The sequence below is a fragment of the Flavobacterium sp. PL002 genome (assembly GCF_054165825.1).
On record NZ_CM135110.1, the window covers coordinates 90,020 to 106,617 of the forward strand.

The 16,598-nt window shown below is 33.7% G+C and carries 9 protein-coding genes and 1 pseudogene; 2 read left to right on the forward strand and 8 right to left on the reverse strand.

From position 1 onward, the window contains the following. Positions 1–82 precede the first annotated feature (82 nt). The 8 genes and pseudogenes from ACVEGE_RS00380 to ACVEGE_RS00415 form a co-directional block, all read right to left on the reverse strand. Positions 83–643 (reverse strand): hypothetical protein, encoded by a 561-nt coding sequence (locus ACVEGE_RS00380; protein WP_173857106.1) that lies wholly within the window; start codon positions 641–643, stop codon positions 83–85. A 282-nt stretch (positions 644–925) separates the two neighbouring features. Then, positions 926–1,834: an IS3 family transposase gene (locus ACVEGE_RS00385; protein ID WP_192500868.1), complete on the reverse strand. Its 909-nt coding sequence runs from the start codon at positions 1,832–1,834 to the stop codon at positions 926–928. After that, positions 1,786–2,169: a helix-turn-helix domain-containing protein gene (locus ACVEGE_RS00390; protein WP_192500867.1), complete on the reverse strand. Its 384-nt coding sequence runs from the start codon at positions 2,167–2,169 to the stop codon at positions 1,786–1,788. The genes ACVEGE_RS00385 and ACVEGE_RS00390 overlap by 49 nt, the downstream gene beginning before the upstream one ends. A 210-nt stretch (positions 2,170–2,379) precedes the next feature. Then, positions 2,380–2,892 (reverse strand): hypothetical protein, encoded by a 513-nt coding sequence (locus tag ACVEGE_RS00395; protein WP_173857105.1) that lies wholly within the window; start codon positions 2,890–2,892, stop codon positions 2,380–2,382. 198 nt (positions 2,893–3,090) lie between these two features. Beyond that, positions 3,091–3,342: pseudogene (locus ACVEGE_RS00400) on the reverse strand (amino acid permease C-terminal domain-containing protein); the annotation flags it as partial. 218 nt (positions 3,343–3,560) lie between these two features. Continuing rightward, positions 3,561–8,057 (reverse strand): AVAST type 2 anti-phage system protein Avs2, encoded by a 4,497-nt coding sequence (gene avs2 / locus ACVEGE_RS00405; RefSeq protein WP_192500866.1) that lies wholly within the window; start codon positions 8,055–8,057, stop codon positions 3,561–3,563. Between the two features lie 162 nt (positions 8,058–8,219). After that, positions 8,220–10,151, reverse strand: coding sequence for an amino acid permease (locus ACVEGE_RS00410; RefSeq protein WP_173854216.1), 1,932 nt, complete (start codon positions 10,149–10,151; stop codon positions 8,220–8,222). 269 nt (positions 10,152–10,420) lie between these two features. Continuing rightward, on the reverse strand, positions 10,421–13,330 hold the full coding sequence (locus ACVEGE_RS00415; RefSeq protein ID WP_192500865.1) for an FAD-binding and (Fe-S)-binding domain-containing protein: 2,910 nt from the start codon (positions 13,328–13,330) through the stop codon (positions 10,421–10,423). Between the two features lie 373 nt (positions 13,331–13,703). On the opposite strand from ACVEGE_RS00415, the gene ACVEGE_RS00420 reads away from it, so the two are divergent. Then, positions 13,704–15,275, forward strand: coding sequence for a glycoside hydrolase family 10 protein (locus tag ACVEGE_RS00420; protein WP_192500864.1), 1,572 nt, complete (start codon positions 13,704–13,706; stop codon positions 15,273–15,275). Then, the gene (locus ACVEGE_RS00425) at positions 15,268–16,545 is read left to right on the forward strand and encodes an MFS transporter (protein ID WP_173854203.1); all 1,278 of its coding nucleotides are present in this window, start codon (positions 15,268–15,270) and stop codon (positions 16,543–16,545) included. The genes ACVEGE_RS00420 and ACVEGE_RS00425 overlap by 8 nt, the downstream gene beginning before the upstream one ends. Positions 16,546–16,598 lie beyond the last annotated feature (53 nt).

Below are 16,598 nucleotides of genomic sequence, written 5' to 3' on the forward strand. Positions count from 1 at the left end.
GCGAAAGATAAACGTGAATTTACCACATATTTCGCCATTTATGCAAACCGCTGTTGTGCGTTCGGTTTTTTATTTAGCCCTTTCATAGTCGTTTATATTTATTTGTTCTTTCCCAAACTTTAGCGTCTCCAAAAATCAATAAAAATGCACCTGAACTATCAAAGACATCATTTATTATCAAATCATTATTTTCAGATAATGCAATTCTCACTTTTCTTACATCAACTCCTCCAAAAAGATATGGTATTCCCCAAATTAATGTGTTTTTGTTTTTTATATGTAGAAATCCGTCGTCTTTAATTTTATATTTTAGAGTTTGACTTTTAAGAATCTTATTATTTGCAATAAATTCTAAATTGATTTCTTTCTCATTCTTAACTAAAATTTTAAAATCCCCACCGTTAATTGTATCAAATTTAATCGTATCACTTTTGTCTCTTCCATATTTTCTGTAAAATTTTTCGTTTGCATTATCAAAGTATGGATATGATTTATTTGATTTCTTAATTGCAAAAACTGAATAATTACCATTTAAAGTAGTTACATTACTAATATTTATTTTTTGAAATTTTGATTTTTCATCGCCAAAAGAAGCACAACTTATAAATAAGATTGAAATTAAAATTATAAAATATTTTTTCATTTTTCTGTTGGTTTTCTGTCGTTTTTACGGTTTCTTGTCTTGTCCTAGCCTACGTTGACCTTTTTTTGTTAATAATTAGGCTTAATACTATAAAATTGGCTTGTCAATTTTGGGTTAGGTTTTTTTAGTTTTTCCTTCAAAAAAAATGAAGATTAAAAGAAGTGGCATTTTAAAAATGCCATCTTCATTTTCTTTGACTATGATTTTGGCACTATTCGAGTTGCTCCTCAGCATTGCTCGTTTCCATCCTCACATAGTCTTACAATAGTAGTAAATTGGTTTTTAAACGGCAACTTTATTTTCTTTTTTATAAGATTTGTTTATCTGTTTATTGTATTGTAAATGAACGGATTGTGGTGTTTTTAAATCAAGGCTCCAATGCGTTCTTTCATTATTGTAAATTTCAATGGCTTCTTTTGTCATTACTTTTGCTATTTGAACTGATTTTAAGGTTCTTTTTAATCCAAATTCATATTTTAAAATTCCGTTTATTCGCTCTGCAATTGCATTTTCATAAGGGTCATATTTTTGAGTTGTACTTAATATAAAGCCTTTTCCTTCAGCAAATTCGCTATGATCTGGACAGCAATATTGTATGCCTCTATCGCTATGATGAATAATGTTTTTAGGATTAAAAATACAATTTTGATGAGCCATTTTAAGCGCATTTTTCACCATTTCTACTCGCATATTGTCTTCTAATGCCCAACCCATTATTTTTCTAGAATAGGCATCTGTAACTAAGGCTAAATAGGCATGACCTGCATCGGTTTTTATATAGGTTATATCAGCAACAAAAACTTGTTCAGCGTGCGTTATTGCTAGATTGTATAATAGGTTAGGGGATTTGAAAAAGAAGTGTTTAGAGTCAGTTGTGATATGAAAACGTTTAGTTCTTTTTATGAATAATCCTCTCGATCTAAGCAAATCAAATAGTGCATCTCTTCCCATTTTAATGTCGTTTTGAACAAATTTTTCTTTTAAATGATCTAAGAGTTTTCTGGTTCCTGTTCCAGGCATTCTTTCACGTATTTCTAATACTAAATCAACTACGGTATTATTACGAATTTGTTTAATTTTATCGGAAGCAATTCTTTGATAATATCCTTGTTTGCTTAGCCCGAGTGATTCGTAAATCCATTTTATTTTAAAAGCTTTTTCTTCTTTCTCTGGATTTCGTTTGCTAACCACTCGGGCAAGTACTTTTTTGAAAGTTCCTCTCCTGTAACGGATTCAAATTCAATGATTAACTCTTGTTGAAAGGCTTTAATTCCTTCTAAATCTTCTATTTGGCTTTTTAGTTTACGAATTTCATCGTCTTTGCTAATACCTTTGTTGGTTTGCTCGTAATTGGTTAGTTTTTTCATCCAGTATTCGATTGTGCTTTTAGAAATATCGTATTTTTTAGAAGCGTAATTTAAAGAAATTTGTCCATTGTTGATTTGTTGAATTACAAAAAGTTTGTATTCAAAACTTACTTGTTTGCCGTTTCTTCTTCGGACGGGCTGATTTTCGGGTGTTTCCATTGGTTACTAAAGGTGTTTAAATTTTAGTCAACCTATTTTAGGACGCCACATCTACTAAACTGACTTACAACGTGTCGCGGCTTGCAGAAGTGGCGAACTTCGTGACCGATTATTTTCGGCTAAGATAAAATTTCTTGCGAAAGATAAACGTGAATTTACCACATATTTCGCCATTTTTGCAAACCGCTGTTAGCAGTAGTGCTTTATTATTTATTCAGTTATTTCGTCTTCTAAATGCGAAATGTCTTTTGCAACATAAAAGTATGAAAGAGTATTTTCATTATTTCCGCCCATATATTCATCATCCATTAAGCTAATTTTTAAGGAAGGAATTAAATAATTACCTTCTTCGATTTCAAATACTTTATGAGAATTTTTTTCAAATTTATTTATAATTTCAGTTAATTCTTGTCCTGATTTTATATTAATTTTTTCAATTTGAACATCAATATCTGTATGGAATTCAAATTCTATAAATTCATCATTTTCATTATAAATTATGAAAAAAAGATTTTCAACGGAATTAAAATTTTCGTAGACATCTCTTTTTTGATTAATTATTTTTGGTTCTTCATCTTCAAAATAAGCATCCATTGTGAAAATTCTATCATCTTCTTGATGTTTGTTTTCAAGGTGGTTTCTTATTATGCTTCGTTTTTCATTCCAAAAAAGTTCATTTCCACCAAGAATAATTCCTTTATTTTGTATATATTCTATTTGCATATTTTTTATTTGTTCTATCTTATCTTTTTACTATGATAATGATAGTTATTTACATTTTTTTTTTCGCTCCAACCGCATTACTGCTAACTAATATATAACATCAAATATAAACAACATTACTTACATTTTACTATTTTCGTATTTATAAAAAACCGCCTTGAAATCATCAAGGCGGCTTTGTTTTTTTTATATTATTTATTACGCTTCGGTAAAATTCAATTTACTATTTTTTCGGCTAAAGCTAAAATAAATCACTAAACCTATCAGCAACCAAATCGTAAAATAAATCCAGTTCCAAACACTTAATTTGGCCATCATGTAAAAGCAACTTACCAATCCTAATAACGGAATCAAAGATAAATTTTGAAGGAAAGACCAAACCGTTAATCCACCCAAAACCAATAAGAAAATCCACATTGGTATTTTGTGCTTGAACAAACTAAAACCACTAAGGATTATTTGGCGTCATTTTGTTGATCTTAGATCAATAAATTTTCTAAACTTGGTGTACCAATAATCTTTTTTTAAAATTAACCTCTACTGGCTTATAGAAATGGGAAATTTCTAATACAAATTTTAGTTTGAAAAATAGAATTTGAAATTTTAAATATACTTTCATAAAGCACAAAACTTAAAATTTTACAATATCGATATTATGCTCTCGTTGTTTATTTATTTTTTATTCTCATACTTCCAACTACCTCTGAGTCATCTAAATAAAACGCACCATTCAATTCCAACCTACCAAGATTAGTAGTTCCGAATGATCTACCGCTTGTTATTTGTTTTTCTCCTAATACCGTCCAGACAATCTTTAAATTGTTTTCATTTAAAAACTTTAAAAATGAATGCTTTCGAACAAGCAAATAAGATTTCGAATTATGATAAACATTTGATGCAAAACACTCGACTGCCTTGGAACTATCAATAAACTCACCTTCTCTTAAACTATATTTTAAATCCATACCCTTATGAATAACTGTACTTGGTTTTAAAAAGCTAATTGTTTCTACTTTTGACTTATCAAACTCCTCCCCCCATAAAAAGCCTTGTGCAGTTACATTTACTTCTGCTACATATTCCCCTGAATCCTGGTCATGAACTTCTCTCCATTCTGTACCTCCATAATATTCAGTTGTAAAATAGTCCTGAGCAGGTGACCAATAATATTCTCTGCTGAACATTTCATATCTATCTCCGCTTTCAGGCATCCAACGCCCCATGAATTCTTGTTGAATAGCCCAATCTTTAAATGAATCGTATTCATCATCTTTAACTAGATAATTTCTAATCTGACACCAAAACTCTTTATGTGGTTGATCCCATTTTTCTTCTCCAATTTTTTTTGGTTCTGACCAAGATGGATAACCTTCCAAAACCAACCACTCTGTATCTTCATCATCTTTTATTTGGATAATTTCTTCCATGTTAGGCAAAACATTTGAATCATTTACCCAGCTTTCATTGGTACAATCCCAATTAAATAATTTGTTATTAACCCACCAGAAATCTTGTGGCCGTTCATCATTATAACTTCCAGTTTCACTAATCAACAATGTTGGATCAATATCTCTAACATAAGGATCCCAAGGTCCTTGATAAGGGGCTTCTTTTCTCTCCCCCCATCTTTCTTGCTTTATGAAATTATCAGATAACAGTGCCATGTATTCATAATAAGCTATCCATTGATATTTCTTTCCTATTCGTTCGTTAGAAGAAGCACTTCTTCCTCTAGAATGATTTTTTTTATCAAAAGAAAGATGTAATTCAGGATTCCATCCAAGTTCTATAACTTTTGAAAAGATTAATCTTTGAGCAATCCTTAAATCAAAATACTTTCCGGTATTTATAATTTTATGATTGTGATCTAAAAAAGGCTCCACTTCCTTTTCATATTCCGACAATAACTCAAATGACAATGATTTTTTAAAGTCATCACTTAATTGGATTAATTCTTCTTCAGTTTTCCTGCCAACTGCCGTCTTAAAATTAATTATACTATCTCCTATATTTAGACTTTCATCAGATTCTTCAGTTATTATTGGGTCAAGGCTATTCAATAATTCTAATTGTTCAGGATTCAATTTATTCTTGAAATCTTTAAAGACTTGTTCTCTATCGACTGGAATTTCACCTTTTTTACAACCCGACCACTCAGAGGAGCCACTATTAGTTCCTATTGTATACCTTGCAAAGTCTTCAAATCCCATTACTGAATGCCAAATATCCCAGTATTTATCATTATCAAATTTTTCTTCCATTTCTTCACGAGAAGGAATCTCTTCTGGCCAAATACTTTGATATGGTGGTCGAACCATTGATAAATCGAAGCTTAATTCTATACCAATATAATGCGCATATTCAATTGTTCCTCTTGCATAATCCCTTAATAATATGTGTGGAATTACAGATTTTGGATCGCTAAATACCGTTTTGAAAATATTTTCACTTAGCTCTTTTATCTTTTCCTTTTGACTTGTTCTTAATACACAGCCGTAAGCAACAGCAAATAGACGTTCATACACATATGGGTCATTAACCTCTTTAAACATTTTCAGAAGTGCTAACAATATATCAAGCCTATTTTGCAATAAACAAATCAGTGCTTTTGTAGAACAATCCCTAAGTTTTCTATTGGTAGAAGTATGGAACCATGTCAAGGTAATGCTTGAAAGCAAAACCGATTCATCAGAAATGTGTGATTTGTCCGCCTGATTCCAAGCCCAATCTATAAGTCGTTTTACTGATGATTCATCATCATATTTGTATCTGAGTAATTGAGTCCAATCTGCATCTCTCTCAGCGAGAGAAAATTTTATTAAGTGATTATTTAGAAAACGAGCATTAAAGTAGTGGTTTGGAATTCCTGTAACTGAAATAATAATTTCCCAGAAATAATCATTTGTGCCTTGGAAGGTTAACACATGTTCGTTTAAATAGTTTAATGACTCATCATTAATGGTTTCGACCTTTCTCCAAAGTAAACTTTCAACAAAAGACTCTATAATTGGATATTTATCTTTAAGACTAGGAATCAGAGTGAAAAACTCATATCCTTTTTTCTCAGGAACCTGTATTGAAAAAGCTTCAATTAATCCTTTATATCTATAAATCGCATTTTCATCTTTTACATAATTGTGGAGTTTACCATCTTCTGTGAACTCTTTCTCCAATTCAGAATATTGTTCGAGCAAATATTGAACAGTTAGGTGATCTTCAAATCTCTCATACGCTAAATAAACACCTTCTTCATAATCATTCTCTTCTTTCCAAAAACGGTTCTTTGATAGTACACCTTCTGTAATTAGTTCATCTATAAAGTTTTTTTTGTCAATAAAATCTGAAATGGATTCATTAACAACTTTATAAGCTAATTCATATGGAACATATCTAAGTTGTTTGTCAACTTTACATTTTATTAAAGCATAAATGGATTTTTGCACTAGGTTTAAACTATCGGAGTACCCAACTCTTTTTGGTTTTGATAAAACAATATTTACATTTCTGACAAAAAAGTTAATAATTGAAGTTATACCTTGAAGACCATCAGGAATACGGGTTAACCCAGCCTTGTTGATACCTTCACAAAATAGTTTTAAAAAGAGTGGGTTTTGAAACTCAGGGTGCAATAATGGTACATTAGGCAATTCAATTTTATAATTATCAAAAAACAATTTACTTGCTTCATATTCAATATCCCTAAATCCATAGTGATGATGTTGTACTATGTCAAGATTGGTCATTTCATCTTCAGGAAAAATTAAACTCTTGTAAGAGGTTCTTATAGTTAATACAAGACCCAGCCATTTGTATTTCTTTATCTCATTAATGAAGCTTTTTATAAACTCGTTCCAGAAGTAGTTACCTTTTCCTTCATTAATTGCATCCACAAAAAGAACTATTCTCTTTCCAGAGTCTTCGGCTCTTAAGTTCAATTTTTTAAGAAAATCTTCGGACTTATAATTAATCTGAAGCATTTTAAAAATTTGGGTCCATGGATCTTCTTCCGTCACAAAATGTTGACCAAGAACAAAAACACTTTCATGTTTTTTCTTAATTCTTCTTGTAACTACATCTCCAATCAAATGTGATTTTCCTATACCAGCTTCACCATCTAGAAGTAAAAAAGGATTATTAGCAAGTTTAAATGAGGAACCATGAATTAAATTTTGAAAAGTAGAAAACTCATGCTCGAACTCTCTAATATTTCTTAAGTCAGTACCGTGTTTATGATAATATTGGTAGTCATTTTTTTCTTTTTGTACCTTGCGTTCTTCCGTAATATAATAGTCATAAATTTTTTGGACGGAGCTATGAGACTCATTCAACAAGTTTTCAAGTTCATTTACTGGAATTAAATCAGTTCCTAGGAAATCAGTATCTTGAAACAAAGCTTGTAATTCATCAAAGGTTTTTTCTAAATTTTCTAGACTTTCCTTTATTTCAGTTTCATTCTTTAATACCTTTTTTCCTTTTATCAGAAACTGATCGAATTGCCCTGTTATTTTCCTTTTGAACTCTTCGGTTCTTCCTAGACCTTCGAATATTTCAGATACCTCAAGTTTTACATTTAGCTCAGGAGTATACCTTTTTCCAAGATCATCAATTGATGATTCACATTGCTCATTGAGCCAATGTTGATCAGGTTGAAATATCGTTTCGGAGTGCAGAGTTTGAACCATTGAACTTATTATGTCAATTTTTCTTTCTATGTTATTGAGACTTTCACCTAAATCAAAGATTTTGGTCTTGTAATTTTCTTCAATAAATAACTCCTTTAGTTTATTGTCATTGTTAATCTTTCCTTTGAAAATCCCATAAAACATTTCCAATTCACTAGTGCTAGGGATCAAAATATTGGAGTTGTTTTTCAATAATTCAATGACAGAACTATAATCGGTTTGTGAATTATTGAATAGAATATACTTGTTTAGTTCATCAAACAAAATTTTAGAGTGATAAAAAGGGAATTTGGGATGTGTAATTTCGATTAGGTTCTTTGCCTTAAATTCATCGATTGTCTCAGATATGATTTTAATCAGTCTGTTTTGATAACTCTTTGATGGGAAGAAAAACTTCCTTACACGACCGTAACCTTCTTCCTTTATGAATTGATCTATAAACTTAAGAGAAACGTAAGCTAAAATTGTTGATAAAGGTTCCATTTATTTTTTCTATTTATTTAACTGATTAATAAGTATGAACAACTTTCGCATAACTAATACACAACATCAAATATAAACAACATTACTTACATTTTACTATTTTCGTATTTATAAAAAAAACCGCCTTGAGATCATCAAGGCGGCTTTTTTTTATTCTATTTATTACGCTTCGGTAAAATTCAATTTACTGTTTTTTCGGCTAAAGCTAAAGTAAATCACTAAACCTATCAGCAACCAAATCGTAAAATAAATCCAGTTCCAAACACTTAATTCGGCCATCATGTACAAGCAACTTACCAATCCTAATAACGGAATCAATGATAAATTTTGACGGAAAGACCAAACCGTTAATCCAATCAAAACCAATAAGAAAATCCACATTGGTATTTTATGCTTGAACAAACTAAAACCGCTTTCATACTTCAATTCTTTTGCGATAGGCAAGCCAGCAACCACTTCGGCATACTTAGCGTCATTTTGTTGGTACTGGATCAGTAAGTTTTCTAAATCTGGTGTTCCAGCAGCCTTATTTTTACTATCAATTGTTATTAGGTAATCATACACTTTTTTAGATTCCTCTTTATTCAAAGAGGTAATAATAGCTGTAGCAGTATTGATTTTAGTTTCGTTAGTTATAAAACCCATTGTAGCTTTGTGGTTGTAATTAAAGGCATAGAATAAACCTGCCGCTAACATAAAAGGCACTACATATTTTGAATTTACATAAGGTGTTTTGAATTTTCCTCTTGGAATATTAGGCTTGTTTTGCAATACCAATACCCCTGCACAAACTAGTACAAAGGCAAACAAAGTCCCAATACTACATAAATCAGTTACCATTGTTAAGTTCAAAAACAACGCAGGAATAGCCACTACAAAACCCGTAACTATAGTTGCGTATGAGGGTGTTTTGTATTTTGGGTGAATTTTAGAAAAACGTTTTGGCAACAAGCCATCACGACTCATACTCATCCAGATTCTAGGTTGTCCCATTTGGAAAACTAGTAAAACGCTTGCCATAGCAATCACAGCACTAACCGCAATAATTCCCGACATCCATTTCAAATCTAATTTGGCAAAAACAAATGCTAATGGATCTCCTACGTCTAGCAAACTATAATTAACCATTCCGGTTAAAACTAAAGCGATGATTACATATAAAATAGTGCAAATGATAATGGCCCACATCATTCCGCGAGGTAAATCGCGTTGTGGATCTTTACATTCTTCGGCTGTGGTAGAAATAGCATCAAAACCAATGTAGGCAAAAAACACTGCTGACACTCCTTTAAGCACACCACTAACCCCGTTTGGAGCAAAAGGGCTCCAGTTATCAGTATCAACGTAAAAAACGCCAACTGCAATCACTAATAAAATGATACACAGTTTTACAACAACCATCATGTTACTAGCATTACGTGATTCTTTCATCCCGCGATACACTAGAGCAGTGATCAAAATAATAATAAAAAGTGCGGGTAAATCAGCCACTAAATGAAAAGAACCTATAGTAGGTGAAGTGGTCCAAGCAGTGTAAGCCGCTTTTAATGCACCACTTAAATTCTCGTATGATTTTCCGCTTTGCATTAATGCCGTAGCGTCTTTAAATCCATTTGATGCGGTAAGGTAATCCATCTGGATCCATTGCGGGAGATGTATGCCGCCGCTCTCTAAAAGTCCCGTAAAATAGTCACTCCAGGAAATGGCTACGGTGATATTCCCAATGGCGTATTCCATAATCAACGCCCAACCTATAATCCATGCTACTAATTCTCCAAATGCCACATACGAATACGTATACGCACTTCCTGAAACCGGCACCATAGAGGCAAATTCGGCGTAAGCAAAAGCAGCAAAACTACAGGCTAATGCCGTAAATAAAAACAGAAAAATGACAGCAGGACCTCCATCGGCACTTGCTTTTCCTATGGTACTAAAAATTCCCGCTCCTACAATGGCAGCAATACCAAAAGCAGTTAAATCCCTGGCGGTTAAATGTCTTCCTAATGCTTCATGTCCGTCAGCCTCATTTTTTTCTACTTGCTTTAATATGTCTTGGACTGTTTTTTTTCTAAACAAACTCGAAACTGCCATAATCAGGAAATTATTAGTATAAATTAATATATCATAAAAAGCAGGTCTTTTTCTTGTAGATACTGCACCTTTATTTAAGAATCCAAATGTATAAAACAAATTCAATTCTCAATGATTTGCACTTATTTTTTTATTGAAATACTTAATTAAGTCAAATTTACTTTTAAGTTAATCTTAAAAGTCAAATAGTTATTTTAAAAACTTCATCAGAAACAATTAAAACCAGCCTCCATTAGGCAATAATTCTTTTTTAACACCTAATTTTACTCTTATTTAATATAACTACGCAATATACTTACCGGATGTTGCGCTTTTCTACTTGTTCCATCAAAAATTTGATGGCGGCAACTTGTTCCCGCAGCAGCAATAGTAGTCGATGGAGCCGTTTTTCTAATTTTAGGAAATAATGTGTCCTCCCCCATTTGCATGCTGATCTCATAATGCTCTTTTTCATACCCAAAAGAACCTGCCATTCCGCAACAACCCGAGTTGTAAATGGTCACCGTGGTATTCTTAGGAAGATTCAACATTGCAAAAGTCGCTTCTACGGAGCTTAGCGATTTCTGATGGCAGTGGCCGTGAATTTTAATTTCGCGAATTTCATCATTAAATTGTTCGGATAGTATTTTACCCGCTGTAATTTCTTTTTTGAAAAACTCCTCAATCGTCAAGCAGTTTTTAGCCAACTTTTCGGCGGAAGCCTTATCATCAGCAAGACGAATATACTCATCTCTAAATGTCAAAATCCCAGAAGGCTCTAACCCTACTAACGGAATCGTATTTGAAATAATTCCTTTAAAAACAGTGACGTTTTTATTGGCAATAACCTTCGCTTCTTCAAGAAAACCTTTGGATATATAAGCTCTTGCGCTTTCCTCATGGGCAACAGTCAAAACTTGATAACCTAATTTAGTTAACAGTTCAAAAGCATCAATACCTACTTGAACATCATAATAGTTAGTAAATTCATCTACAAAAAGATAGAGTTTTCCTTTATCAAAAGTATTTTCTTTTGGTGTATTTGCAGCAAGCCATTTTCTAAACGTTTTTGGAGCCAGTAGCGGTACTTCACGCTTTGGAGCCACACCCATTCCTTTTTTGACTAAAGCCAAATTAGCAATAAAATTTGTCAGTGCTGGAAAAGTACTTCCCATTTTATTTAACCTGGCATTATTAGCAAAAATTTTATTTCTGAACGAGAAACCATTTGCTTTTTGGTATTGGTATAAAAACTCGGCTTTAAGCGCTGCAACATCCACATTAGAAGGGCATTCGCTAGCACACGCTTTACAACTCACACAAAGTTCAAATACGTCATAGAGTTCTTTATGATTGAATTTATTGTCTTTCTCCGAGTTCGTTAAATATTCTCTCAACGCATTCGCACGGGCACGGGTTGTATCTTTTTCGTTTCGCGTAGCACGATAACTCGGACATAAGGTTCCTCCTGCCGATGGTAATTTACGGCAATCTCCAGCACCATTGCATTTTTCGGCGGCTCTTAAAACCCCCATGCTGTCTGAGAAATCTTGAATGGTTTGAATGTTGGGTTCGTCTCTTCCAGGTTCAAAACGCAAGTTTTCATCCATTTTTAACGCATTGACAATTTTCCCCATATTTAAAACAGAATTCGGGTCAAAAACCAATTTGATGCGTTTTAGCAATTCGTAGTTTTTATCGCCTATCATAAATGGTAAGAACTCCCCACGAACAATTCCGTCCCCGTGTTCTCCACTCAATGAACCCCGGTATTTTTTCACTAAATGCGCCACCTCAGTAGCAATATTTCTAAATTGGTAAATGCCTTCCGTTGTTTTTAAATTCAAAACCGGACGCAAGTGCAGCTCACCCGCACCCGCATGTGCGTAATAAATAGCTTCCTGACCGTGACGTTTCATCATCGCCGAAAAGTCAGCTATATAATTAGGTAAATCACTCAATTCAACTGCAGTATCCTCAATAGAGTCGGCTGCTTTATTATCTCCTACAATACTTCCTAGCAATCCTAAGCCTGCTTTTCTAAGTTCGTTTACTTTATCAATATCGGCACCGTATAACTTTGGCGAAGCATACCCAAAATTATTTTTCTCTAAATCAGCTATCAACGCATTCGCTTGCTCTTCAGCATCTTTCATACTGCTGTGTGAGGCTACTTCAAAAAGCATAATTGCTTTAGGCTCTCCTTGAATAAAAAAACGGTTTTTACTTTGCTCCTTATTCGTTTTAGTACAATCAAGTATGGTATCATCAATCATTTCACAGGTATACAAATGGTGTTTCATAGCCACCATAACAGCCTCTAAACTCTCTTGAATACTAGTAAAATGCGTCACTACCATCACATTATTTGTAGGTGGTAAATCATCCAGCTGCAAAGTAACCTCAGTGGTAAAAGCTAAAGTTCCCTCGCTACCACAAAGCAATTTCCCCACATTTATCGTAGGTTGGTTCCCACCAAATAAATCTGATTGCAACAAAATATCAACGGCATAACCCGTATTTCGTCTGTGGATTTCTGGTTTTGGGAATTCTTTTATAATTTCCTTTTGCGTCGCCTCATTCGATAACTCGGCATACAGGCTTTGGTATATTTTGTTTTCAAGTGTATCACCTTTTGTTTTTTCGATAAATTCGGCTGAGCTTAATTCTTTAAAAACTACTTGTGACCCATCACTCAATACCGCTTTTATGGCCACAATTTTATCTCTGGTAACACCGTAGCGTATCGAGGTGGTTCCTGAGGAATTATTTCCCACCATGCCCCCCACCATACACCTATTTGAGGTAGACGTATTGGGACCAAAAAATAATCCATGTGGTTTTAAATACAAATTCAGCTCGTCTCTAATCACACCGGGTTGCACAGTTACCGTTTTTTGATCTTTATCAAAAGCCACTATCTGTGTAAAAAATTTGGATACATCTACAATAATTCCGCTACCCACCGTTTGGCCTGCTAAGGAGGTTCCCGCAGTTCTAGGGGTCACCGAAATTTTATTGACGGTAGCAAAAGCGAGAATCTTTATAATATCTTGCTCATTTTTAGGCAATGCCGCCGCAATAGGTCGCAGTTTATACGCAGATGCATCAGTAGAATAGAGTGTTTTATGCAGGTCATCATATAAAAGTTTCCCGTCTATTGATGCTGCTAATTGCGGTAATTGATCTTGAGTTGGCATTGTGTAGTGTATTGCTTATGTTTTACAAATATAAGGCAATAGTGTGTTTTGTAATCATAAAATTTCGCTCAAATTCTTGCTTTTTTTAGAGCTATTTCCCAGCATACGTTGCAAGCTTTTTGGTTTCAAACCTTTTTTACAGGCACCGTCAGGAGCTTCCTCTGGTCGCTCTGCCCGCACCATAAAAAATAGTTTGCAACCTGCAAAGGCTTTCCACTGCTGTTGGGGCTAGAGAATCTGTGCATTTCAAAAATACAAAGGCTATATTTGGCAAAGAAATTGCTATAAACAAAACCATAAAATTTTAATGTAGATATATCTCGTAAAATTCGCTAAAAAAACTATTTTTGACCTTTATTAAAATTCCATAATAATGACCCAAAACAACCACGTACTCACTTTCTTATTCCTCCTATTCCTTTCTTTTTCAAAAGGGAATGCTCAAGATAAAAGCAGCTATCCCAAAAACGAATTTAGAGCAGTTTGGATTGCTACTGTGGCAAATATTGACTGGCCAAAATCAGGAAATGATTCTGTTGAAAAACAAAAAGCCGACTTCCTAGAAATTTTAGATACGTATAAAAAACTAAATTATAATGCGGTAATTGTGCAAATCAGGACAGCAGGTGATGCTTTCTATCCTACACAATTAGCACCATGGTCTAAATACTTAACCGGTAAACAAGGACAAGCAACTAAAGGAAATGTAGATTTATTAGCTTGGATGATTACTGAATCGCACAATCAAGGTTTTGAATTTCATGCCTGGCTGAATCCTTATCGCGCCACAATGGACTTGAATACTGCACAGTTAAGCAAGGAGCACGATTATTACAAACACCCAGAGTGGATGTTAAAATACGCTGGAAAATGGTATTACAACCCTGCGCTTCCTGAAGTACAAGCCCATTTACTTGCCGTGGTTGATGAAGTCGTTGAAAAATATGATATTGATGCCATTCATTTTGATGATTATTTTTATCCTTACAAAGTAACAGGTGAGAATTTTAATGACGCTGCTTCTTATAAATTGTATGGCAATGGTATGTCTCTTGAAGACTTTAGACGTAATAATGTCAATATTTTTGTTGAGGCCGTTTCTCATTCGATAAAAAAGGCAAAACCATGGGTACAATTCGGAATCAGTCCTTTTGGAGTTTGGCGCAACAAGTCTGTTGATCCTAGAGGATCTGATACGCAATCAGGGCAAACAAATTATGATGATTTATTTGCTGACCCTATGGCGTGGATGGAAAATTGCTGGGTTGATTATTTATTACCACAGCTATATTGGAGTATGGATCACCGCACAGCATCATACTCAAAACTGCTAAAATGGTGGGCCGAAAACTCAAAAAACACCGCAATATACATAGGAAACGGAAGTTATAAAATCAACACCGACTCTGATAAAAAATGGTTTAATCCTGAAGAAATTCCTAACCAAATTGACATTACAAGATCCTTCCCTAACGTAGGCGGAAATGCGTTTTTTAGTGCTAAAGTGTTTGTTAATAAAAACAAGGCGGTAACTCAATTACTTGCTGAGAATCAATACAAATACCCAGCGCTTCCTTATGTAGTTCCTAATTCTAGAAAAATTGTTTTAGACATTCCATATGTATGTGAGAAATTAGAAACCGACAGCATAAAAAAATACACTCTGGATTTCCCTGTACATTCTAAAGTGCGTTATGTGCTCCTTTATGCTGCAAAAGACAGTCTTAAATTAAATACAAATAACCCAAGCCAGATTATTAATAAAATTGCTTTTAAAGAAAAAGCGAACAGCATTAACTTGGTTATTCCTAGTGATCAATTAGAAAAAAACACTACATACGCTGTTTCTTTTATTGATTTTTTTGGTAACGAAAGTCTGCCAACAACATTAAACCCGCCTTACATACCAGCAGTAACCCACATTCAAACTGAAACAGATGAATAAAACAGACACTAATCCTTGGTATTGGATACCGTTATTAAACTTTGCTTCGGGATTACCCTACGCGATAATCATATCGGTTTCAGTAATTATGTACAAGAATCTTGGAATAGGTAATGAAGACATTGGTATTTACACTAGTTTATTATACTTACCATGGGTTATAAAACCATTATGGAGTCCGTTTATTGATTTGTACGCAACTAAAAGAAAGTGGTTTTTAGCGATGCAATTGCTGATCTCCATTGCTTTTTTAACCGTAGGTTTTGTGATTCCTATGAATCATTTTTTTGTGATTAGTCTTGCCTTTTTCTGGGTTGCAGCATTTGCATCAGCCTCCAATGATGTCGCTAGTGACGGATTTTACTTATTGACTTTAGAAAAAGACCAACAATCCTTTTTCCTAGGGATTAGAAGTACTTTTTACCGCCTGTCTATGCTTACTGGAAACGGTTTGATTGTGATCATAGGTGGTTATTTAGAACAAGAATATGGCGACAAACAAAAAGCATGGTCGTACACCATGATTATTGTGGGATTACTAATGACATTGATTACGATTTACAATTATTTTGCTACGCCAAGAACCGAAAAAGCAATTGCCAAAAACTCTGTTGAAGCTACTAACGCTTCGTTTGCCTCCGTTTTTTCTAGTTTTTTTAAAAAGAAACAAATAGGAATCGTACTTGCCTTTATACTATTATTTAGATTAGGAGAATCACAATTATTAAAAATGCTTACTCCTTTTTTAATTGATGATCAAGCGGTGGGTGGCATGGGATTAACAACGCAAGACGTAGGAGTTATTTACGGGACTTTTGGTGTTATTTCATTAACCATAGGCGGAATCATTGGAGGTATTGTAATTTCTAGAGACGGTCTAGGAAAATGGATGCTACCCATGATTCTAGCCATGCACCTGCCTATCGTTGGTTTTGTGCTACTGGCGCACTTTCACCCTGCAAGTGTGTACTATATTTATGCAACGGTAATTGCGGAGCAATTTGGTTACGGTTTTGGATTTGCCGCTTTTATGATGTATTTAATTTACGTAGCCGAAGGAGAATCAAAAACCTCTCACTACGCACTCGCTACAGGTTTCATGGCATTAGGAATGATGCTTCCTGGAATGGCAAGTGGATTCATTCAAGAATATTTAGGTTATGGAAATTTCTTTATTTGGGTTTTTCTAGCAACAGTTCCTGGTTTAATTCTGTCACGATTTTTAATTTTTCCAAAAGATTTTGGAAAGAAGTCGGGAGTTAATAAATAGATCTCGTTTACAGTAAAACATTGCCCTTAAATAATATTCTAAAAATCCATAAT